The organism is Sphingopyxis sp. (assembly GCF_035565275.1).
Lineage (GTDB): Bacteria > Pseudomonadota > Alphaproteobacteria > Sphingomonadales > Sphingomonadaceae > Sphingopyxis.
In genome coordinates this window covers 1-21,017 of the sequence record NZ_DATMST010000012.1, presented here as the reverse complement: position 1 = coordinate 21,017, position 21,017 = coordinate 1, and the positions used below count along the sequence as shown (strand labels likewise).

Genomic DNA, 21,017 nt, shown 5'->3' with positions numbered 1-21,017 from the left:
TCGCGACTAGTTCGTCTCGAAGAGATTTTGGAGGCGGCGCGGGTCCCTCCCACAATGGAGGGGTCATATGGGTTTTTATTCGCGGCTCCGCGACGCGCGCGGCGACGATGAAGCGCTCCAGCACTGCGTTGAATCGGTTGTCGATCAGCTCCAAACGGCGGATGATCCCGCGCGGCCCGGCATGTTGCTGGGAAAGATCCAGTCGGGAAAGACGCGAGCTTTCCTCGGCATCATCGCGCGTGCCTTTGACCGGGACTTTGACATCGCCATCGTCCTCACGAAGGGGACAAAGACGCTCGCGAGCCAGACGGTCAAACGCATTGGCAGCGATTTCAAGGAATTTATCGACGAGGACGAGATCGTTCTCTTCGACATCATGAGCGCGCCAGAGCGACTGACCAAATCGGAGTTACGGCGCAAGATCATCATTGTCGCAAAGAAACAGGTACATAACCTCGATCGCGTTCAGGACTTTTTTGACGAGCAGTATCCGGAACTCAAGGGTCGAAGGGTTATTCTCGTCGACGACGAAGCCGACATGGCGAGCGTTCGTTTCACCAAAAAAAAGGGTGAGGACGAATATGACCAAGGCCGGATCGCGTCGCAAATGGACGCGCTTCGTGAAATGCTTCCACGCATTTCCTTTTTGCAAGTGACCGCGACGCCATATGCTCTGTATCTTCAGCCCGAAAACTACGAGCAAGCCTCGCAGGCGAAAGAGCTATTCTTTCCGAAGCGGCCGGCCTTCACCGAGTTGCTGCCGATCCATGACCGCTATGTCGGAGGTGAGGCCTATTTTGGTGGATGCGGGGCGGATGACCCTTGCTACTATCTGCATGTTCCAGTCGACGATCGCGAGCATGACGCGCTGCGTTCAATCGATGGCCGAACCATCCGGGATGACCGCCTTTGGACCAGCGAGAACGTCAAGATCCTGCGCCGAAGCCTGCTCAGCTTCCTGCTAGCCGTCGCGGTCCGCCGCCGACAGCAGCAAATGCTTGATCAGCGCCCGCTAAAATACGCGATGATCATTCACAACGACACCCAGCGCGCCGCGCATGACTGGCAATGGGAGATTGTCCAGCGGCTTATCGCGGCGTTCGAGTTGGCGGTCGAAGACAATGACGCGCGGCTTCGCGCGGTATTCGACGAAGCCTACGCCGATATCTCGCGCTCCGTTCTCGCAAACGATGGCCATATGCCAAGCGCCGATGAGGCCTTCGCCGACGTATGCCAACTTATCGCCGACGGCGAACTCCATGCCCAGCGGGTGAACTCCGACACGCAGCTCGAGCCCCTACTCGACCAGGAAACGGCCGAGTTAAAGCTCCGTGCAAAGGCCAATATTTTCATTGGCGGCAGCATATTGGATCGCGGCATCACGGTGCCGCACCTCATTGCATTTTACTACGGCCGCAACCCCAAACGTATGCAGGCGGACACGGTGCTGCAGCATTCGCGCATGTACGGAGCGAGGCCGCGAGATGATCTCGCGGTCACGCGCTTCTACACCTCTGCGGGCGTTCACAAACGCCTGTCCAAGATTCACGCGCTTGAAGTCGCGCTCCGCGAGGCCTTCGAAAGTGGCGCGCATGACAGTGGCGTCGTATTCATTCAGAGCGACGCGACGGCAGGCTTCGTCCCGTGCGCGCCTAGCAAGATAACGATGAGCGACGTCGTCGCGGTCCGCCCGAACGGCGTGTTGCTGCCAACGGGTTTCGACACGATCGCGGCGACCTACCTAACGCGCGAAATGAAGCAGGTGGACGCTCTCGTCCCTGCGGCCGCGACGGATAGCAAGACCTTCGTCGACATAGGCCTCGACGCCGCCCTCGCGCTTATTGATGCGGTCGCGCCGACGCTGGTACTTCCGGAAGATGACACGTTTGATTGGAAAGCGATGAAGAGCTTACTGCGCTACTACGCGGAGAAGAGCAACGGATCGGTACTCGTCCTCGCGGAAACGGGACGCAGGCTCGACCGCGCGAGATCGGGGGATCGGTCGGGCCTCTCGATTCTCGGCACTCCCGAACTGCGCGCGCTGGTGACAACGCCGGACCGCAACGCGCCAGCAATCATTCTGCTCAGGCAGGAAGGCGGTCCCGCCCTCGGCTGGAAAGCAGGTCCCTTCTGGTGGCCGATGCTCGCAAGTCCCGCGCAGGCGGCGTCCTGCGTTTTTGCGGCGAAGGTTGCCGCCTAGCTCTCGGCGCCTTCGCCATCGTCGAAGGGGTGCGCGACGAGAAAATCGGCAATCCGACTGCGCACCTCGTCGAGCGTTTCCTCCCGCGCCGCGCACCGATCCGCCCAAGGACGTCCGGGATGGAGATGATCCCACAGCGGGCGTAGCCCGCCGTAGCGCCCTTTGCCTGGATCGTGATTTCCGAAGCCATCGAGAGCGATGTTCCAGACCGGGCGAAATTGAGCGATGAGCAGGCTTTCTCCGAGCGGAATCCAGATGTCGTCGACGGCCAGATGACGGACTTGAAAGTCGGCGACGGCGAGCGACCCCGATCCCAGTTCGACTTCTCGAATGCTATCACGATGATCGGCCAGCCGCTTGTAAAGGGCTGACCCTCGCGCACTCGCGGCGAGGCTCGCGCCCTTGCGGCCGCCCGACGGAATGGCCTTGCCAATGTAAATCGGCCAACGAGCGGCGCTCGCGTTCGCCGCCGCGATCGGAGCATAAGCCGCATGCGGACCATCGTAATAGAGAACGTAAATACCGGCCCCTTCGAATGGCTCTATCGAACCTAGCGGACGCGCCGGACAGTCCAGCAGGGCTTCCGCGACAGACTTACCAAGATTGATTTTGTCGAGCGGATTATAGACGTCGGTCATTCAAGCGTTGCCCGTACGCGCTTCCATGGCCTTCAAATGCCCAGCGACCGAGTCCGCCACCGTGTGCGCGAGATCGACCGGCACCGCGTTTCCGAGCTGTCGCATCGTCTCGCTCCATGAGCCATGGAAGAGCATTTCGTCCGGAAAGGTCTGGAGACGCGCGCTCTCGCGGATTGTGAAATAGCGCACGGAGCCATCGGGACGTCGTAGCATGTTCTCGCCACCAGGAACGCCATGCACGCCGGCCTTCAGTGTCTTCGCCGGCTCATCGAGGGGACTACCCGTATGTCCAGGATAGCTTCGCGCGCCAGGCTGATACCGATGATCCGTGAACTTCGATCGCGCACCAGGCGCGAGTTCGGGGTCGGGTAATCCCACCAACGCGTCGCGCGTGGTCTTCCATGCCTGGCCTTCAGGTCTCTCGTCGCGAGCGAGCGGCGATGTACGGGGTGCGGTCGGGCGGTCCCGCTTCGCGACCTTGTGTCGATCCCAATAGTCGCCATGAATTTGATCCCAGATCAGCGCCTCGCGCGAATATGTCTCGCGCGGCCACGACCATTGGATGCCGGTATCGGCGCGAAAGCCGACAAAGAAGACCCGCTCCCGCTTCTGCGGCACGCCAAAGTTAGCGGCATTGAGCACCTTGGGCGGCATCACCTGATATGAGAGCGCCGAGCTGCCCTTCGAGCTATGATGTTGTTCGAGACGCGCGCGATGATCGAGCCAAGTCTCCTCGTCGCGCATAGCGATTTCGGGATAAGAAAGCTGCAAATAGATGTAGGTGAAATAGGTTTCGAACGTAGCGCGCGTGAGACCCTTAACATTCTCGAAGATGAAGGCTGTCGGCTGGGTTTCCCGCACGACACGTACCGCCTCGGACCACATGTCGCGATGATCTTGCTGCGCGCGATGCCGTCCGCCAAGCGAAAAGGGCTGGCACGGCGGGCCGCCGGTGACGAGCTGCACCTTGCCTTCGAACTGATCGAAGGAAAACTTACGAATGTCACCTTCCCGGGGCTCTGGCCAATATTCCATTCCGGCCGCCTTGCGTGCCCGATTCTGGCGAATGGTGTCGCAACACCAACGGTCCCATTCGACAACGTCGAGTGTCTTGAATCCCGCGCGCGTCACCCCTAGCCCAAGGCCTCCGGCACCGGCAAAAAGTTCAATCGCGTTCATGGTGACTCCCCAACGAATTCTGATAGCTTGTTGCCCAATTGTTCACGGTCGCGCAACTCGCATTCCCACAAGACAAGCACACTCCACCCCATTTTCCCCAGCGCAGCGACATTCGCCTCGTCGCGCCTTCGGTTCGCCTCGAGCTTCGGTTCCCAGAAATCGAGGCGACTTTTTGGGAGGCGAGCGAGGCGGCACCCCAGAGCCGAATGACGATGCCAAAAGCAGCCATGGACGAAGATGGCCTTCTTGCGTCCACGAAACACAATGTCCGGCTTACCGGGAAGGTCCTTCGCGTGAAGGCGGTAGCGATAGCCCATTTCGTGCAACAATCGACGGACGATCATTTCGGGTTTGGTATCACGCCCCCTGACCAAGGCCATGCGCGCGCCGCGCTCAGCGCGAGTGAGTGTGTCAGTCATACCTGGTCAACGCTCGCACACGAAAGCCGTTCAACGCCGGATCAGCCGGTCGATGGCGGATCTCCTGGCGCCCGGCGACGAATTTTCTCAATCATCGCCTCGGTCCTTGGGTCATCACGAGGATCGCCAAGGCTCGCGATGACATTCTTGACCGCCTGTGCCGCGAGCGCCCGGCTCTCGGGCGTGCCGGCCGGTCGGCCCTTGCGGCCGGGGTGAAGCGAATCCCATTGCGATGCCTGGCCAGCCATGCGGGGGCCGCCCGTTTGATTGCTCCCAAGCCCCATCCCATTCCAGAGTGGACGAAAAGTCGCGATCATCACACTTTCGGCGAGGCTGATATAGGCGTCGTTCAGCACGAGGTAGCGGCAGCGGAAGTCGGACAGAGTCAAATTCTCGGTCTGCGCGATCGATCGAGCATGCTTCCTGATACGCTCATGCAGGGCATCCTCGGTCACCGGCCGAGTGGTGAAACCCTTCCGCGCGTTTTCACGCAATGCCCGACCAACATAAATGGGAATCCGCCACCCGCCTTCGGCTTTATCGAGCGCGACAAGAGGCGCGTAGGCGTCAAGGTCGCCGCCGTAGTAGAGGGCATATACGCCGGCTCCGCCGAATTTCGTTTGCGGAGGGACCGAGTGAAGCGGCTGCTCCATGAGTTCGATTGCGAGAGTCACGCCGACATTCTCCACCGCAAGTGGATCGAACGGGTCAACGGGACTCGAGTCTCTTGGCATTGAAGCGCGCGATATCGCGCCGGCACCCAGTTGGGCAAGCTTGCTCGCTGAATCTCCATGAAGACGCGCATGCCGGAATGGGCGGCTTCGGAGCGGATGCGGAGATAGCGGACGCTTTTCGTCGGGCCGACAAAGCGATATCATCCGGATATGTACTTCACGATTGGGCCAGATGGCGAGCAGTCTCATGACGCACGGATCGAGCTTCATGGCCAATCGGTTGTTCTTCACAGCCGAGGCGGCGCCACGGGAGGAAGGCCGGCGCGAAATACCAGCTATGCCTTGGCGTTGATCGAAATTTGTCGTCGCTCGGGACGACTTGGAAAAGTGCTTGATCGCGTGCTGATTGATAGCGCTCCCGCGAGGCACCTGCCCGAAAGCGAGCGCTTGCTCGTTGATCGCGTCGAAATCGCTTCCTTGCGGCCAGACGAACTCGCCCGTGAGATACGGGTCCGGATGCGCCGCTTTGGACAAGCTAAAGGCACGAAAGGCGGCAATTCGACGAAGCAAATCCGGTTCGACTTCAGGCTTCCTAGCGCGGAAATCATCGAGATGCTTGGACTGCGGCGCGAGGAAGCGCCCGGCAAGCCTCAGCCTCCCTCGATCGTTCCGCTTACCGCGAAGACGCAAGGCCGCGTCACCACGCTACAGATTCGGGAAGCGGTTGACCGGCTGGTTGCTGGCTCGGAAGCGTCCAATTTTCCAGAGACAGCCGGTTATGAGCTAATCGCCACCGGCGGCACACGACTTGCCCCAGAGAAAGTCTTTGGCTTAGCGCTCGAGATTGCGCTGGGCATCAAGGTCTTTCCCGGACATTTCAACGTCGCTCCAGGCCAAACAAGCTTCGAGCTCCTCGAGGCGGCTGGTTTTCGCATGGTCCCCAAGAGCGACGACCGTAATTACCTGCCCGCTAATCGCGCAGGAGATGATGCACTTCCCGATCCCGACGAGCAAGAGTGGGCCGAGGGCGATGTCAAACTCAGTCGGCACCTGCGAACCGAGCGTCGCCGCGATCCGGCAGCTGCGGCGGCGAAGCGCGACGCGGTGCGCCGCGAGCATGATGGAAAGCTGATTTGCGAGAACCCGGCGTGCGCTGTTGACTGGTACGACATTTTCCCGGTCGCGGTTGCCGAAAGTGTCTTCGAGATTCATCACGCCACCCCCGTCGCGACAATGTCGGCAGGGCATCGCACCACCGTTGCAGACCTTAAATGTCTGTGCGCGAGCTGCCACCGAGCCGAGCATCGGCGAATGTCTCTTGAAACCTCTGCGACCTGATAATTCGACGCCCCTCCAAGCGGAGCGCACGGCTGGCCCTTCTCGCCCTGCCACCCGGCATCAGGGGCAAATCAGCCGAGATTTCTCTCGCGGACTTGGGCGCGAAGCCGTCGTCTCGGTCCTTAAGTCTACCACCGTTGAAACGCTACAGCCTTTCGACATCGCGTGAGGGCGCGCATCATATGGTATTCGACCCCCTGTTCCCGGATGCCGATTTCGGCAGCGATTTCGCGGTAGGTCTGGCGGCGCAGCCGATGCATCAAGAAAATGCGCCGCGTGCGGCGCGGCATGGCAAGAAGCGCCCGCCGCAAGCCCCGCCGCAAATCCGATGCTTCTATCGCCAAGGTCTGTTCTGGGCCGGCGGGCGCATCACGCTCGTCATCGAAAGGGAACAGTCCTGTTCCCTTCCGTTTCCCTTGGCGTGCGCGCTCGATCACGAGATTGTGAGCAGCGCGGAAGAGGTATGCGCGCGGATTTTCGACACGCTCGAATGCGCCGGTCCGCAACATGCGCGTGAATGCTTCCTGTGTGAGGTCGGAGGCTTCCTCGCGCCCCACGCGACGCCTGAAGAAGTGAAATAGCCGCGGATTCTCGCGGCGGTAGAATTCCTCGAACGAAGTGAACGGACCGGGGGCGGTCATGGCCGTCCCTCCCAATGTTCGCGCGAGGACAGCGGCGCATCCCGCGAAGCGCGATAGAGGGTAATGCCGGCCTCGATCCGGTCGAGAATGAACGTATCGCGTTCTGACTTTGCCGTGCGGAGATCGGACTTGGAGTAAATCTCGACATCAACCGTGCATCGATTGCCCAGTTCGCGGTCGATCGTCGCTCGCGCGCGCCGCCAACAATGCTCGTCAGTGAAGAGCGGATGATTGACGACGACCCAGAATTCATAATCGGAAAATTCGATCGTCCGGCTGTCTTCGTACCAAGATCGCCGCGCATAGGGACCGATCAGGATAATCCGCGTGATCCGTCCCAGCTCGGGCGCCTGAACTTGCGATGGGTCGAACAGGCCGCGCAATATGCGGGTGATACGTTCGATTTCGCGCTGCTTGCGCCGGATGAGATGGCCGACGCGCGCCATCACGATTTCGCGCGCGTAAACGTCGGTGGTTGGGAGTGTCATTTACAGCTCGCACCGCGGCGGTCCGCGCGATTGCGCGCGGATGGGCAAGCGGTGTTCGCTGTGGCGCCGCTGGAGCGGCTATCAGCAACCGTCCGACACGCAGCCGGACCTACATGATGCCTGGCAGGTTTATCCCCGAAATGGCCGCCAGCCGTTCCATTCCGTGCTGACGATTATGCCAGAATCCGGGAGTCCCGGCAAGCGGCCCGGACCGATCGCCTATCGGCGCGCCGCCGCCTCAAGCTCGACAATCTTGTCCGAGCAAACCTGATGGACCACACGGCCGAGTTCCTCGACCCGCTCACCGAGCCAGGTGAGTTCCTCTTCGCTGACCCTGTAATGTTTTGAATACCTTGCCTTCGTGTACGCCTCTTTCAACTTCTGGAACATGGCGCGCTCGCGATGCGTCGCTTCCGGCCATATCCCGTAGAGGCGACGATCCAACCCTTCGGCAAGCGAGCGCAAGAAACCGATATTGTGGTTGTAAGGTGAGTAGAAGCTGAGCGTCAGCAAGGCGCAGGTGTAGATATTTTCGGTAGCTTGGTGCAACAGGAAGGCGGCCTTCTTCCAGCTCTCCCGCCCCATGTAGAATTTGTAGCCTTCAAGGAATTCTGCCGCGCTGGCGACGTGATCCTCAAAATATTCTCGCGCCGTTTCGAGCGCCTGTTCCGGCGTCTTTGGCTTCGGCGTAGCCAGCTCCCGGTCATCCGCTTCGTAAAGGGCGACACCGTCCTTCGCTACCTCCATGAAGAAGACACGTCCATGCGAGAGCCCGTCATTTACCTCGTGCAAGCTGTGGACGATGAAGTTGACCGGCGTATGGAGCGTCTTTTCGATCGTGTAGGCGCGAATGAGCCGTTCCTCGGCGGTCGCCCAATAAGCGGCACGGTCTGTCACCTCCTTCTGACTAACGATGACGAGGATGTCATAGTCGGATTTATACTGGTTCGCCGACAGTGGCGCGTCGACCCAGTCGCCCCGCGCATGGCTGCCGAACAATATGATCTTAAGGATACGCGCACCCTTGCGGGGTCCCGTCGCATTCTCGGTGGCGACCCGAAACTCATCGAAGATCGTCTCGACGATCCGTTCAAGCTCGCGCTGCTTGGCGGCAGGAAGGTGTTCTAGGTCGGTACGCATTATCGCGATTCTTCGAGAATTTTGGCTGCTTTAGCAAGGGCAATCGGGTCTGCATTTTGCCTATTCATGCGCAAGGACCGGATTTAAGTGATGACGAATTGGTGCCGCTGCTTCCGTATGCAGATGTCAGGACTAACAGAATATCTACTGACTTAAGTAGATCGCTGGAGGAGGATTTCGTGAAGCGAGATGATGTCGTTCAAATCTGCCTAATCGCCATTGGCGCGGGTGCCGCCGGGTTCGCGTTGAGCTTCATGGTCATATTCGGCATCAAACAGGAAGCACTCTTTGCCTTGGTCGGAGCGATTATTGGCGCCGCAGCCACGATCGGTGGCGCGGCGTGGCTGGCGGATCGAAGCAAGGTCATCGAGAGAGATGCAGAAATTTCGCTGCTCGTTGCTGAATACGAAGAGCTTCTTGAAAAGGCGGTCTCGGCGCAAAAAGCAGAGCCCGGAGCCAATATGCCGTGGCCAAAAGATTATCGCCCCAAGCTCTATGTCCTTGCGGAAACTGCTGGGGACGTTCACGCGATTGCCCAAGAGGCGCTCGCTCACGCCAAAGCCTTGTCGTTTGTTCACCGCGCTGCAGTGAGACGCGTGCAATTTGTAATCGACGAATACCTTCGGTTCTGGACCGATGCGAATGAGGAAGGCGAACTCCACCCATTGGATGAGCGAAATTTTCCCGAAGTGACGGCGAACATTGCGCACGAGTGTAAAATGGCAATCGCGGAACTTGAAGGCGCCACGCCTTACGCAGGCGAAGTGCCGCAGCAGAGCGGGCTTGTCGGTGAAACGAATAGGGTGCTTGGCGAACCAGTTTAAGTCGCACCGAAATGCGTTGGCCTGCCGAAGACGCTAGAGTCCAGCGCCGAAACGGGAAGACAGAGATTGCGCTAATCCTGACGCGCTCGCATTCGCGGCAGTGGGCTGAGGCATTGCCGCTAGGGCAATCGCAGTCTGCACGGTGCCAGCGCGTTCAGTGATCGCCGAGACCAGTTTCACGCGGTCATTGGTGAAGATCGTCGCTGACTGCTTGGCGCGCGAGATCCCGACATAGAAGCTCTTCTGGTCGACCAGATTGGTCGCCTTGCTGTCGGCGTGGATGATGACATGATCGGCGGTGCGTCCCTGCGCGGCGAAGGCGGTATCGACATAAGCGTGGGCGATATGTCGGTCGCGCGCTGCGTCGAGGTCGAGGGTCTGCGTCTGACCGCGAGCCCCAATGACCGTCGCCGTCCGCGCCTGCTCGTCGATGGCCGTGACTTCTCCGCGCGCGCCGTTGATCCGCCCGGCCTCGCGATCGTTGCGGGTAAAACGGATGTTGTCGCCGGTCCTCAGCTCCATATTCTGGGTCGCGAACGCCTGCACCTTGCCAGCGCCCCATTGGCGGAGCCGCCAGTCGACCTCGCGCCCATCCTCGGATTTGAGCGCAATAGCGGCCTTCGCCGCATCGACCGCCTCGACGCGATAGGCTTCGCCCCGCGCGACGCCCTTGTCGGCATAATCGCGGGTGAACCGCACGACATCGCCTCGATCATAGCTTAGCGGGTCGCGTGCCTCGGCGCGGGTGAGCCCCTTGTTGACGAGGCTTTCGATGGCGACGGCGGGACCGGAAAGCGAGCCCGACCTGACCAGCGCCGCCCTTATGTTCGCCGTCAACGCATCGCGCCCTTCGCGCGAGGGTTCGATGACCAGCGTTCGCGCCCGCGCCGCCTTGTCGAGCCCGGCATAGCGGTCGGCGATGGCGGCGAAGCGGCCAGTGCGATCGGCATGTTCGATGATCTGGCCGCCACCGCGATCGAGCGCGGCGAGCGCCTTCTTCGCATCGCCCTCTATCGAGGCCAGCACCGCTTGCTTGGTGGCCGCATTGCTTTGCCGGACGATTTCGCCGAGCGTCGCGGTTTCCATGCCGGCGCCCTGAAGCTGCGCGAATGCCGCGCCGGCCTCAACCGATCCGAGCTGCTTCACATCGCCGACGAGAATGATCCGCGCATCCTGCTGTTCGGCAAGGTCGAACAGCCGGGCGGTATCGCGCGCCGACAACAGCGAGGCCTCATCGACGATCCACGCGACCGGCTGACCGGGCGCCGAACCTTCCGGCACGAGCAGATGGCGCGCGACAGTATCGCCGCGCGTGCCGAGCGCCTCGCCGAGCACCATCGCCGCCGATGCGGTCGGCGCCAGCGCGACTGCTGACACGCCGCGAACTTTGGCCTCGCGCGCGAAGGTGGCGAGCACGGTCGTCGTCTTCGCGGTCCCGGCATAGCCCTGAACCGCGGTGATCCGATTGCGGCTAGTAAGGAGCTGTTCGGTCGCGGCCTTCTGGTCAGCGTTCCAGCCAAAGCCGGACCGCTCCGCCCGCGCTGCCGCGCCCGCGACCGCCTTGGCGGCAGCGAGCGGGGAGGCGATCGGCGCGAGCACACCGCGCCCGTGCGCTTCGATACGAAGCAATGTCTTCTCGGCCGCGATATTCTGCCTCGTCGTGAACCCGGCAAACGCGGCGCCCCGCCGGTCGAGGAAAGTGCGGTCGATCAGCTCTCCCTCCTTCGCCGCACGCCCGATCGCTTCGCCGATCTCGGCATAGCCGACCTTCCCAAGCCCAACCCGCCCCGCTTCCTCGTGGAGCGCCGCGACCGAGAACACCGATTGCCGCTCGCCGAGCTTGTCTGCGGCATGGGCGACGGCACGGTCAACAACCGACGGATCGGGAAGATGAGCGCCGTTCGCGGCCTTGGCTTCGGCTTCGCGCATCAGCGCTAGCCGGGCCTCAGCATTGAACCCAGCCCGATCGGCGGTCTCGCGCCAGCCGGCGACAAGCGCGCCATGATCGGTCGCGACTTTCGCCTGCCGCGTATCGAGCGCGGCCACCTGCTTTTCAGCAGCGCTGGCTTCTTCGCGCGAAGTTCCGCGTTCGCCAAGCGCCGCCTCGATCTCGGCGCTGCGCGTGCTGAACGCGCCCATCACCTCGGCCGAGACACCCTTGATCTCGAACATCGACTCCTTGCCCGGCGCAATCTCATAGCCGAGCTCACGGACCTTTACCGCCAGCTCCTGCCGGTAGATCGCGCCGATCTGCTTCTGGAGCTGATAGATCGCGCGCGGCTCCAGGCTGCGCCACGATCCATCCTCACCCTGCGTCGCGTTCATGATGACATTATGGGTATGAAGCTGCGGGTCCTGCGCCCGGCTCGTGCCATGCTGGAAGCTCGCGACAACGAGATTGCCGGTGGCCTCGCGCGCCACGCTGCCGCCATGCCGAACGCGGGTCGCGGCCATATGCGTCTCGACATGCGCGAGCGCGGTCTTCACCGCCTGCCCATGTGCCTCGATCAACCGCCGGTCGCCCGCGACCTCGGCCATGATCGACACCGACTTGGGCGCACTGAGTGTCACGTCCCAACCAGGGCGATGCTCAAGCTGGCCGTCGCGCACCGTGCCGAGCTGCTCGCCCGCGATCTTGCCGTCGAGCAATTCCCGAAATTGGTCGCGATCGACATCGCCGGATAGCCCAAGCTCCTTGGCGCCCTTGCCCTGCCATTCGGACGGCGACAGCCCGCCTCCGGCGTAGTAATCGTCGGCCTCATAATAGCTGCTCGCCTGCGCCGAACTGGTCAGCGCCGATACCGACGCGACCATCAGATCGGCCCGCCATCGTCTGCGGGCGGGGGTGCCGGCGGCTTCTTCCTTGGTTTTGGCTTCTCCGCCGCTGGCGGCGCAGCGTCCTCGGCTTTCTCCAGCGCAGGCGCTGCTATCGACCGGTGCCAAAGGGTCGTCTCCGGGTTCGCGGCGACGAAGGCGGGCTGGCGCGGTTTGCCGCGTTTCTCAATATGGTCGGCGGTGAGCGCGATGCGCGCGACGGGAAGCCCATCGGGGAACAGCAAATAGCCTTCATAGCGCGCGAGGCGGAGTTCGCTTTCGAACACGGCGGGCCGGGTCTTGCGCTGGCGGCCGAGCGTCATCCGCGGCTTGTCGTCGCCCTCGCCAAGCGCGCCGGTCATGGTCTGGATCTCGACCTCGCAGGTGCCGATCGTGTCGCTCGCCCAGCGCCGGGACTCGCCGTCGCCCATCTGGAGGAAGAGCTTGGTGTTGCAGCAGCCGAGCATGGATTCGGCAAGGTCGTCGCCGTAGCGATGCCGCATCTGGCCGACGCCCTGGAAGGTGAGCACGACCGCCGCCCCGAACTTGCGTCCCTCGGGCAGCAGGCGAGTCAGATTGTCTACACGCGGCAGGTCGGCAAGCTCGTCGAGCAGGAACCAGACGCGGCGGTCGGATGACGGAGCAAGGCCCAGCATCGCGCTCGCGGCGCATTCGAGCCAACAGGCGATCAGAGGCTTGAGCGCCGCAAATTGCTCTTCCTTCCGCGGCACGAAGATCCAGGGCTTGGCGCCCTTCGTCTCGTCGAGGCCGGCGATGAAGTTCCGGAACGAAAAGGCCTTCTCGCCCTCCTCCGGCATCCGCAGGAACTGGATCAGGTTCGCGGCCTTCGCGAGCATGAAGAGCACACTGCCGGTGGCGCGGTCGGCGTCGTCCGAGAAGGTGCGCGCCGACGACGTGTCCTTAAGCCAGGTTTTGAGCTTGTCCTTGTCCATCTTCTGCAGCGCTTCAAGCAGGTCGGGCAGCGTGCACTTCTTCTCCTTCCACAACTCACGGATCATGTTAGCGACGAGGATGCGGCTGGTTTCCAGCCAGACGTCGTCGTCCTGCTTCCCGGTCTCGGTGACGAGTTGCTGCGCGATGCGATCGGCATCGGCCGGATGCGCGATCTCGGCGAAGGGCGACCAATAGACGCAGCGGGCATCGAACGGATTGAGGATAATGTCGCCACATTCTGGCCGGTAATAATGGGCGATGAACTCGCCGCTGGTGTCATAGACCAGCGCGGCTTCGCCGCGCGCCGCGATCCCGTCGAGCATCTGGCGCAGCACCGTCGTCTTGCCGCTGCCGGTGGTGCCGACCATCGCCATGTGCCGGGTTTCGAGGCGGCGGGGAAAGGGGACAGGACCGATCGCCAGAGGATGCGATCCGGCTTCGGCTCGCGCCAGCTTCACAAGCTCCTTCTCGCTCGTCACCCTGGTGCCGTCGATCACGTGATCGCGAAGCGCGCGTTCGCGCCTGCGCGCGGCGACGTCGCGGAGCAGGAACAAGCCGGACAGCCACACGACAAACCCCAGCATGCCGCCGTGCATAATAAAGGACTTGGCGATGCTCGCCCGGCGGACCCAATAAGGATCGGTCGCGACCGTGCGAGCGGGCGTCAGATAGTCCCTTCCCTCATAACGGATCACTATCCCGGGGTCGCCGCCGTCGCCTGCAAACCATGACAGCATCTTCGCGTGATAATGGGTGCCGGTGTCCCGAAGGATGCTCGGGTCGAGCATCAGATAGGGTGCCGCCAAACCGCCGAGCGCGATCGATGACAGCATGACGGCAACATGCCGTTTGAACCGCCGCGTCTGGCTGTAGCGAAGATGACGCCGCAGCGTCTCGGCATGAAGCCGGAGATCGTGAGGCTCGCTCATGACCGTTCCTCCGCTGCCGCTCGTTGCCGGTCATAAGCCCGCTGCGTCTCGGCGGTGATGACCTCGTCGTTCTTGCAGCCGCCCATCGCTGCGCTGCGCGCGTAGCAATAGGCGGCGCAGGCCGTGTGCAAGGTGCGGTCGAGCAGGCGTTCGATATCGGCGAGGCGCGTGCTCATCGACGCCACCTCCGCGACCAGTTCGTGATCGTCTGAGCTGCTGACGGTGGGATTTACCTGACCGTCGATCCCTGTCTTCACGCAGCGGCGGAGCATCGCGTAAACCGTCTTGCCCTCCCGGTCGGCCAGCGCGCGAAGCGCCGTATCGAGCGCCGCGGGCAGGCGGATGGAATGTTGGACGGTCTTCATCACGCCACCTCCACGAGGGTGCGGATCGCACCCTCCGATTTTGGCGGAAAAGCGTCGCTTCGGCGAAGCAATGGCAGAGCGTACTCTGATCGCACCCTCGAAAAGTGGCGGAAAAGCTGGATGCACCTGTGCGTGAGGTGTGTATCCAAATTACGGGTCCGATGCGTAGCATCGCGGCCCCGCAACCTTGCATGAAAGTCTATCGGCTCAGACATGATCCGGACCCTCCGCAACATGGCACTTCGCTTCCCTGCGTGCGACCCAGTCGGCGATCATCGCCTTGGCTTCGCGGTCGGCTGTTTGGCGGTCGTAAGGATTTTTCGAAGGTGGAAATGCGCGGCGACTATTGTCCGCAAGCCAGGCGAGAATAGCGCGCTCGATAGCGGCCCGCATATGGTCGCGAAGGTCGCTCGCCTCGAAGGGATCGAGATCAATCGTGACGCCGCGACTGAAGATTTCTCCGCCCAAGGGAAGATCAAAATCGCCCGCCATTTGAAGCGGACCATCAATATGACAGTGGCTCCCATCGCCATCGTAGGTGGCTAGCGGCGGCCGCTCGGCGTAGCGCCAGAAATTGATTGCGGCGCGGTAGGTGTCGCCATCCTCGCCGGGGGCGAGCAACTTTTCGATAATCGGCCACATGTAGATGGCGGTCTGAACATCGGCGTCGATGTGCATGTCGGGCTTGGGCTTCGAAGAAAAGAAGCGGGCGAGAGCGTTGCGAAGAACGGACATGTCATGTCCTCCTGAATCGAGAGGTGATCGGGCTGCGCAGACGGCAATTCGCCGCGTCGGCATCAAGTCTCGGGGCGAGCCTCGGTGAGCCGCGCGATGGATGCGGTCGTGATCAGCGTTCGCGTGCCGATCTTCAGCGCATCGACCTGGCCGGTCTTGATGAGCTTGTAGATTGTGCTCCGGCCGACGCCGAGCGCCTTGGCCGTGCGGTTAATCGAGTATGCGAGTTCATCCATTGTCGCCTCCGTTGGAGTGCCGCGATGCGGCGGGCGACAGGATCATTTGCAGCTAATCGTCGGCAGTTCCAACGGCATGCGGATGTATCGGGAATCCGCCGTTCGCGACTGTTCCCCGGTAATTGCCGTCGAACAGAACGCGCGGAAATGCGTCGTTCCTCGGTAATTCAGCGCCAGATTAAGATGAACGATTTTTCGCGATCGTCTCCAGAATCTGCTTTGCATAGGAGGAAAGCTGCGTTCGGCTCGGGGCTTCACGGCGGCGGCTGTCATACCAATCTTCCAGCAGCTCGACGATTCGAGTCTGATTTCCGCGGTTCTTGCTTATGTCGATCTTCCGCACCTCGGGATGCTCGATCAACGAGATAACCGCGTCCGTGTAATCATATTTCTTGGGCGCTCCGGCGCGATTCGGCCTCGCTTTGGCGTCGGCCATAAGCTTGTCGATGTCCGCCTCGAGGAATAGTTCGCGGTCGAACCAGAGACCTACGGGACCGAAGAGTGCGCTGCGGATCGCGTTGTCATTAGCTACATGCGCGGCGCGAAGCTTTCCGAAGAAATAGCGATGGTCGACGTATCGGCGCGCGCCGTTGCGGGCATAGTAGAAGGGGCGCGGCGTCGACTCGAGCTGGAGAATGCCGAACAGGCGTTCCAGATTTAAAACGGCCTTGTCCCCTCGGTCCGCGTACACAGGATCCTGAGGCGATCTCGCTTTCATCCCGCCATATTGGAATACGCGCCACGATGCTCCTTCCGCAACCATCAACCCAGCGCCGCCAAGTCCGATCAGAGCCGACAAATCCGCGCCCGGCATCCCGCCAATTGTAAGAGCCCCGCCAACGAGAACGGAGCCGGCGGTTACTGCTGCCGTCGTCATGAACGAGACCGTCCAGATCCAATATTGGTTCCGGATCGCGCGCGAGGCATCCGCGGTGATGCGGTCAAGCTCGGCAAGTCCGATTTTCTCATCGGTGTTGATGAAGCGACCCGCGACGATGCGGAGCGGCAATACTTCCTTCCGGTCGTCCACCATCTTCTCCTAGCGAGAGATGGCTACATGCCCTGATTGCATTGCTGATACAAATGCTTGCGCAACCATTGCGGGGCGCCAGCGGATGTCGGCAACTAGCCTCTATACGTGGTAGCCCGGTGGTAGCCCAGCCGAAATCCAGAAGGCAGACGTCGCGCTTAGTGCAACGCAAGTCATTGATAATGTTAGGAAAACTGGAGCGGGCGAAGGGATTCGAACCCTCGACCCCAACCTTGGCAAGGTTGTGCTCTACCCCTGAGCTACACCCGCTCGCGCCAGTCTTCTCTGAGAGAAGTCGTTTCCGTTAGGCAAGCGCTATATGGACTAAGCATTTCGGGATTGCAACAGGGAATTTGATGTTTCGACTAAGATATTTGCAAAGATTCACAGGCTGATCCATTCCGCCTTTAACGCTTGCGCCGCGCGATACTGATGATGGAGGCGAACGCAGCAAAGCCTGCTGCAACAAGCAAGATGTTCGGGATATTGGCGATCCCCCAATGGGCAAGCAGGAAGGCAACGAAGGCCGCGCCGAGTGACTGTCCCATCAATCGCGCTGTTCCGAGCATGCCACTTGCCGCGCCACTTCTGGCACGTGGCGCAGAGGTGATAATCATGCGGTTGTTTGGTGCCTGGAAGAAGCCAAAGCCAATGCCGCAAATTGCCATGCGCCAGCAGATATCCTGAATAGTCGGCTGTTCTGGCAGAAGGCCAACCAAGGTCAGGCCTGTCGCAAAGATCACCAATCCAACAAGTCCCAGTGTTGCGGGCGAATATTTGTCTGAGAGCTTACCGGATAGGGGCGCGACGACCGCCAGCGCAATTGGCCAGGGCATTATCAGGAAACCGACCTCGATCGGTTTGAAGCCGTAAACGCTCTGAAACAGAAACGGCAGAGAGATGAAGGCCATCATCTGCGCCAGAAATGACATGATCGATGTGCAGAGCGACAGGCTGAAAACAGGAATTCGCAACAGATCGAGCGGTAACAGCGGATCGCTGGTGCGAAGTGAACGGCGGATAAGCCATATTGCAGCGAACACGCAAGCCACGGCCTGCAACAAAAGCCAGCCAGCTTCGACGCCGTTACCTGCACTATCGATCACCGTCACCAGCAATCCGAGCGCGAGCGCACTGAGAACCGCACTCAGATAGTCGAAGCGGCGTGAAGAGCGTTCATTGTCGGGCAAGCTTTTGATGCCCATTGCGACCGCCAGCACGCCAAGCGGAATGTTGATGACGAAAAGCCACGGCCAGCTGAGCGAATGCAGGATGATTCCCGCAAGGGTGGGGCCGATGGTCGAGGAAACGGCAACGAAGAGCGCATTCAGACCGATGGCCGTGCCGAACCTGGCCTGTGGCACCGTATAGCGCAGCAATGCTGTGTTGACGCTCATCAGGCCCGCAGCGCCAAAGCCCTGAATGACACGCGCTATGGTCAGCGCCTCCAACGAGCGGGAGAAAACACAGGCAATCGAGGCAAGTGTGAACAATGACACGCCCAAAAGATAAACGCGGCGGTAGCCGTAAATTTCACCCAATGCTGCCAGAGGCAGAAGCGTGATGACAATTGCAAGCTGATAGCCATTGACGATCCAGATAGACGCGGCGGGGCCTGCGGAAAAGTCGGCAGCGATGGTCGGAAGCGCGACATTGGCGATGGTGCCATCGATGACGGCAAGGGTCAGCCCCACCATGAGTGTTGCCCACGCCCAATAAATGCGCGGCTTGGGAAGACCATCCGGTGCTACGAATGACCCTTCTTTGACGACCGTTTCATGCTTCATTTCACGACCAATTATATGGGTGGCGAGCGACAGATCATTGCGCTGCGAATATGCGAGAGAACTCTGCGAACCTTATCCGTATTGGGTAGGTCAGCAAGGTGTCTACTCCTAAATTTCGCGCAAAACATCGTCTTTAACCCATGAAAAGGGTCAGGTAACGCTATTGTGTGCTGTTTTCGGTCGCAATTGCGAAGCTCATCACGCGTGCGTAGTGTCGCGGATTGAAGCTCAGATAAAGCGGGCAGATAGTTGCAACCAAAATAAGATGCATGATCCAGCCGGAAGCAAAGCTGCCGGTCAGGTTGTGCAGGAATGCTGTGGCAATCGGGCCGAGGGCGGCAATCAGAAAGCCACCGCCTTGCATCATGGCTGCCAGCGCACCGGCTTCCTCCGGCTTCGGTAGATGGTCGAGCGACGTTATCATTGCGAGCGCGAAACTACCGCCGAGACCGGCTCCACAAATGGCAGACCAGAACATCGGGGAAAGCTGTGGGGTGAAGGCAAGACCCGCAAATCCTATGCCCTGCATGGCCAATGTCAGAAAGAGCCAAGGCCGGCGGTCGATGCTGCGTCGTGCAAGAAGCGGGAGGCCGAAGGCCGAGAGCGCCTGAGCAATTGCCATGACTGCCACCAGATTGCCTGTTGCCGAGGCTTCGACGCCGAGCGACTGATAATAAGGTGCAAGCCAGGCCACCATCGACGTGTAACCGGCATTCACCAGCCCAAAGGCTGCCATCAGGACCCATGTTCGGGGGCGTCGAAGCAGCTTGATCGTTATGCCCGTGTTTGAACCGGATGAGGCCGTTTCACTCAGGATTGGTATTGCTGCGAGCAACGCCACGACCGCTGGAATTGCGAGAACTGCAAGTGCAAGACGCCAATTATGTTCGGTTCCCGCCAGCCATGGTGTCAAACGGGCACCAAGCGCGCCGCCGCCCATGATCATTGCGGAATAAAGACCTGTAACGGCTGCAATATTTGCTGGAAATTTCGCCTTGATGAGCCCCGGCATCATTGCTTGAATCATGGCAACGCCTGCACCGCAGAGGACGGCAGTGAGCACCAGCGAGAAGCCGTTTGGTACAAAGCCACGCAGGGCCGAGCCTGCTGCAAGCACCATCAGCGCTGTGAACATGCTGCGCCGCGTGCCGATCAAGGATTGAATGCGCGGCGCGACAAAGGCACCAAGCCCCATCAACAGCATCGGTAAAAAGGTGAGCAACGACAGCGCGCCAAAGCCCATTCCGGTATCGCTCGCGATATCCGTGAGAACCGGCCCCGGTGCCGTGAGGAAAGGCCGGAGATTAAGCCCGATCAAGACAACGAGGATGATAAGGGCGATTGGACTGGCTTGCTTGCCAGCTGGCGCTGTTGTGGAGAGATGCATTTTTTATCTAGCGTTTTGACTGTTCTTTTTCCTGCCATACGCGATAGAGCCGTTCGCCATCGTCAGGAGAGCAATGCTCAACCTTGATGCCGGTTTGCTCGCTTATAGGCCTGGAAAGTTCTTCGGCAATTCTTGCAGTCGAGAGATGGTAAGGTTCAGCCTGATCGTTTGAATAGGCGAACACGATCTTGTCCACGCCCGACATGCGCATCGCAGCAAAGCACATGGGGCAGGGCTGTCCACTTGCATAGACACTGCAACCATTGAGACGCGGTGATTGCAATACTTTGCCTGCTGCGCGCAGTGCCAATAATTCGGCGTGGGCGGTCGGGTCACAGTCTGCTTGCATCCGGTTGACGCCGGTGGCGATGACATTTTCGTCTTTCACGACAACTGCACCAAAGGGGCGTCCGCCTTGCTCGACATTTTCAAATGCGAGCGCGATTGCCTGATCGAGGAATGCGCGGTTCACACTCATTTCGCGCCAGCCTTTTCCAGCATCGCCACCATAGGCGCAAAACCGCGCTGACGCGCATGTTGCAACGGCGAAACGCCATCATTATCGGCAAGATTTACAACTGCTCCCGCATCAATCAGCAATTTCACGATGTCGACATGACGCTGCCCACCATCACCAAGGATGATGGCTTCGAGAAGAGCGGTCCAACCGAGATTATTGACGTGATCAACCTTCACGCCTGCTTCAATCAATGTCCGTACGGTTTCCACATGACCGCGTTCTGACGCTGGAATCAGCGCCGTGCCACCATAGCGATTGGTGCTTTTGAGGTCGGCACCATGGGAGAGTGTGAGCTTGAGGATTTCGAGATGACCGCGTGCACCTGCATAAAGATAGGGGCTATCCTTGATTGCATCCTTGGCATTCACATCTGCGCCCGCTTCGATAAGCGCACGAGCGACATCGACATGATTGGCGTGGGTGGCGGCCAGCAGGGCGGTTTCGCCCCGGCTGCCACGCGCGTTTAGATCAATACCTGCTTTGATAGCATCATTGACTGCAGCAAGATTACCCGCAGCTGCGGCTTCAATGAGAGAACTTTGCGCATGTGCAACTGCGTGGTGGCCCGGCAAAGTTGGTTCGGTCATGATTAATGTCCCTGCAATCAATGCCAAGGCACTCAAGCTGAATATTGTTTGACGCATCGGCAGTGCTCCTAATTTGTTGATTAAATACTAGCTACAAGTCATATTTAGAAATTAAATGTTCAACTGGTCCCT

20 protein-coding genes and 1 tRNA gene are annotated in these 21,017 nt (G+C 60.4%); 3 read left to right on the top strand and 18 right to left on the bottom strand.

All coding sequences use genetic code 11. The features are described 5' to 3' along the window. Nucleotides 1–67: 67 nt before the first annotated feature. Complete coding sequence (locus VN047_RS00795) at nt 68–2,200, top strand: Z1 domain-containing protein (protein WP_325539044.1); 2,133 nt, start codon at nt 68–70, stop codon at nt 2,198–2,200. On the opposite strand, the gene VN047_RS00790 is transcribed toward VN047_RS00795, so the two are convergent. The 4 genes from VN047_RS00790 to VN047_RS00775 are packed head-to-tail and all read right to left on the bottom strand — an operon-like array spanning nt 2,197 to nt 5,110. Continuing rightward, on the bottom strand, nt 2,197–2,838 hold the full coding sequence (locus tag VN047_RS00790; RefSeq protein WP_325539041.1) for an Eco29kI family restriction endonuclease: 642 nt from the start codon (nt 2,836–2,838) through the stop codon (nt 2,197–2,199). The two genes, VN047_RS00795 and VN047_RS00790, sit on opposite strands and share 4 nt — an antisense overlap. After that, nucleotides 2,839–4,017 carry a DNA cytosine methyltransferase gene (locus tag VN047_RS00785; protein WP_325539039.1) on the bottom strand — a complete coding sequence of 393 codons (1,179 nt, stop codon included), beginning with the start codon at nt 4,015–4,017 and terminating at the stop codon, nt 2,839–2,841. Further along, nucleotides 4,014–4,436 carry a very short patch repair endonuclease gene (locus VN047_RS00780; RefSeq protein WP_325539037.1) on the bottom strand — a complete coding sequence of 141 codons (423 nt, stop codon included), beginning with the start codon at nt 4,434–4,436 and terminating at the stop codon, nt 4,014–4,016. Before VN047_RS00780 ends, VN047_RS00785 begins: the two co-directional genes overlap by 4 nt. Before the next feature lie 41 nt (nt 4,437–4,477). Further along, the gene (locus VN047_RS00775; protein ID WP_325539035.1) at nt 4,478–5,110 is read right to left on the bottom strand and encodes an Eco29kI family restriction endonuclease; all 633 of its coding nucleotides are present in this window, start codon (nt 5,108–5,110) and stop codon (nt 4,478–4,480) included. Between the two features lie 210 nt (nt 5,111–5,320). Here VN047_RS00775 and VN047_RS00770 point away from each other — a divergent pair, with 210 nt between their 5' ends. Continuing rightward, on the top strand, nt 5,321–6,448 hold the full coding sequence (locus VN047_RS00770; protein WP_325539033.1) for an HNH endonuclease: 1,128 nt from the start codon (nt 5,321–5,323) through the stop codon (nt 6,446–6,448). 128 nt (nt 6,449–6,576) lie between these two features. Here the strand turns inward: VN047_RS00770 and VN047_RS00765 are convergent, their stop codons facing one another. The 3 genes from VN047_RS00765 to VN047_RS00755 all read right to left on the bottom strand — a co-directional run bounded on the left by VN047_RS00765 (nt 6,577) and on the right by VN047_RS00755 (nt 8,717). After that, entirely contained in the window at nt 6,577–7,089 is a 513-nt protein-coding gene (locus VN047_RS00765; RefSeq protein ID WP_325539031.1) for an RNA polymerase sigma factor, read from the bottom strand. Continuing rightward, complete coding sequence (locus VN047_RS00760; RefSeq protein ID WP_325539029.1) at nt 7,086–7,577, bottom strand: hypothetical protein; 492 nt, start codon at nt 7,575–7,577, stop codon at nt 7,086–7,088. Before VN047_RS00760 ends, VN047_RS00765 begins: the two co-directional genes overlap by 4 nt. Nucleotides 7,578–7,796: 219 nt before the next feature. Beyond that, on the bottom strand, nt 7,797–8,717 hold the full coding sequence (locus VN047_RS00755; protein ID WP_325539027.1) for a nucleotidyltransferase and HEPN domain-containing protein: 921 nt from the start codon (nt 8,715–8,717) through the stop codon (nt 7,797–7,799). Between the two features lie 179 nt (nt 8,718–8,896). On the opposite strand from VN047_RS00755, the gene VN047_RS00750 reads away from it, so the two are divergent. Continuing rightward, nucleotides 8,897–9,541 (top strand): hypothetical protein, encoded by a 645-nt coding sequence (locus VN047_RS00750; protein ID WP_325539025.1) that lies wholly within the window; start codon nt 8,897–8,899, stop codon nt 9,539–9,541. A 33-nt stretch (nt 9,542–9,574) separates the two neighbouring features. Here VN047_RS00750 and mobF read toward each other — a convergent pair whose 3' ends face one another. The 11 genes from mobF to VN047_RS00695 all read right to left on the bottom strand — a co-directional run bounded on the left by mobF (nt 9,575) and on the right by VN047_RS00695 (nt 20,942). Next, complete coding sequence (gene mobF / locus VN047_RS00745; RefSeq protein WP_325539023.1) at nt 9,575–12,355, bottom strand: MobF family relaxase; 2,781 nt, start codon at nt 12,353–12,355, stop codon at nt 9,575–9,577. After that, nucleotides 12,355–14,238: a type IV secretion system DNA-binding domain-containing protein gene (locus tag VN047_RS00740; protein ID WP_325539021.1), complete on the bottom strand. Its 1,884-nt coding sequence runs from the start codon at nt 14,236–14,238 to the stop codon at nt 12,355–12,357. The genes mobF and VN047_RS00740 overlap by 1 nt, the downstream gene beginning before the upstream one ends. Continuing rightward, on the bottom strand, nt 14,235–14,603 hold the full coding sequence (locus tag VN047_RS00735) for a hypothetical protein (protein ID WP_325539019.1): 369 nt from the start codon (nt 14,601–14,603) through the stop codon (nt 14,235–14,237). The genes VN047_RS00740 and VN047_RS00735 overlap by 4 nt, the downstream gene beginning before the upstream one ends. A gap of 207 nt (nt 14,604–14,810) precedes the next feature. After that, nucleotides 14,811–15,338, bottom strand: coding sequence for a hypothetical protein (locus VN047_RS00730; protein ID WP_325539017.1), 528 nt, complete (start codon nt 15,336–15,338; stop codon nt 14,811–14,813). A 62-nt stretch (nt 15,339–15,400) separates the two neighbouring features. After that, the gene (locus VN047_RS00725; RefSeq protein WP_184101351.1) at nt 15,401–15,574 is read right to left on the bottom strand and encodes a helix-turn-helix domain-containing protein; all 174 of its coding nucleotides are present in this window, start codon (nt 15,572–15,574) and stop codon (nt 15,401–15,403) included. Nucleotides 15,575–15,752: 178 nt separating this feature from the next. Then, nucleotides 15,753–16,607 (bottom strand): hypothetical protein, encoded by an 855-nt coding sequence (locus VN047_RS00720; protein WP_325539013.1) that lies wholly within the window; start codon nt 16,605–16,607, stop codon nt 15,753–15,755. Between the two features lie 192 nt (nt 16,608–16,799). Then, nucleotides 16,800–16,874 (bottom strand) — tRNA-Gly (locus VN047_RS00715). A 137-nt stretch (nt 16,875–17,011) separates the two neighbouring features. Continuing rightward, complete coding sequence (locus VN047_RS00710) at nt 17,012–18,391, bottom strand: MFS transporter (RefSeq protein ID WP_325539011.1); 1,380 nt, start codon at nt 18,389–18,391, stop codon at nt 17,012–17,014. A gap of 160 nt (nt 18,392–18,551) precedes the next feature. Beyond that, nucleotides 18,552–19,778 (bottom strand): cyanate transporter, encoded by a 1,227-nt coding sequence (locus VN047_RS00705; protein ID WP_325539009.1) that lies wholly within the window; start codon nt 19,776–19,778, stop codon nt 18,552–18,554. 7 nt (nt 19,779–19,785) lie between these two features. Next, nucleotides 19,786–20,256: a nucleoside deaminase gene (locus VN047_RS00700; RefSeq protein ID WP_325539007.1), complete on the bottom strand. Its 471-nt coding sequence runs from the start codon at nt 20,254–20,256 to the stop codon at nt 19,786–19,788. Then, nucleotides 20,253–20,942, bottom strand: coding sequence for an ankyrin repeat domain-containing protein (locus VN047_RS00695; protein ID WP_325539005.1), 690 nt, complete (start codon nt 20,940–20,942; stop codon nt 20,253–20,255). Before VN047_RS00695 ends, VN047_RS00700 begins: the two co-directional genes overlap by 4 nt. Nucleotides 20,943–21,017 lie beyond the last annotated feature (75 nt).

Coding starts and splice junctions, on each gene's coding strand:
- VN047_RS00725 (WP_184101351.1), bottom strand. CDS start 15,574: ATGGATGAACTCGCATACTCGATTAACCGCACGGCCAAGGCGCTCGGC.
- VN047_RS00740 (WP_325539021.1), bottom strand. CDS start 14,238: ATGAGCGAGCCTCACGATCTCCGGCTTCATGCCGAGACGCTGCGGCGT.
- VN047_RS00755 (WP_325539027.1), bottom strand. CDS start 8,717: ATGCGTACCGACCTAGAACACCTTCCTGCCGCCAAGCAGCGCGAGCTT.
- VN047_RS00710 (WP_325539011.1), bottom strand. CDS start 18,391: ATGAAGCATGAAACGGTCGTCAAAGAAGGGTCATTCGTAGCACCGGAT.
- VN047_RS00730 (WP_325539017.1), bottom strand. CDS start 15,338: ATGTCCGTTCTTCGCAACGCTCTCGCCCGCTTCTTTTCTTCGAAGCCC.
- VN047_RS00790 (WP_325539041.1), bottom strand. CDS start 2,838: ATGACCGACGTCTATAATCCGCTCGACAAAATCAATCTTGGTAAGTCT.
- VN047_RS00780 (WP_325539037.1), bottom strand. CDS start 4,436: ATGACTGACACACTCACTCGCGCTGAGCGCGGCGCGCGCATGGCCTTG.
- mobF (WP_325539023.1), bottom strand. CDS start 12,355: ATGGTCGCGTCGGTATCGGCGCTGACCAGTTCGGCGCAGGCGAGCAGC.
- VN047_RS00760 (WP_325539029.1), bottom strand. CDS start 7,577: ATGACACTCCCAACCACCGACGTTTACGCGCGCGAAATCGTGATGGCG.
- VN047_RS00695 (WP_325539005.1), bottom strand. CDS start 20,942: ATGCGTCAAACAATATTCAGCTTGAGTGCCTTGGCATTGATTGCAGGG.
- VN047_RS00705 (WP_325539009.1), bottom strand. CDS start 19,778: ATGCATCTCTCCACAACAGCGCCAGCTGGCAAGCAAGCCAGTCCAATC.
- VN047_RS00785 (WP_325539039.1), bottom strand. CDS start 4,017: ATGAACGCGATTGAACTTTTTGCCGGTGCCGGAGGCCTTGGGCTAGGG.
- VN047_RS00720 (WP_325539013.1), bottom strand. CDS start 16,607: ATGGTGGACGACCGGAAGGAAGTATTGCCGCTCCGCATCGTCGCGGGT.
- VN047_RS00735 (WP_325539019.1), bottom strand. CDS start 14,603: ATGAAGACCGTCCAACATTCCATCCGCCTGCCCGCGGCGCTCGATACG.
- VN047_RS00795 (WP_325539044.1), top strand. CDS start 68: ATGGGTTTTTATTCGCGGCTCCGCGACGCGCGCGGCGACGATGAAGCG.
- VN047_RS00700 (WP_325539007.1), bottom strand. CDS start 20,256: ATGAGTGTGAACCGCGCATTCCTCGATCAGGCAATCGCGCTCGCATTT.
- VN047_RS00770 (WP_325539033.1), top strand. CDS start 5,321: ATGTACTTCACGATTGGGCCAGATGGCGAGCAGTCTCATGACGCACGG.
- VN047_RS00765 (WP_325539031.1), bottom strand. CDS start 7,089: ATGACCGCCCCCGGTCCGTTCACTTCGTTCGAGGAATTCTACCGCCGC.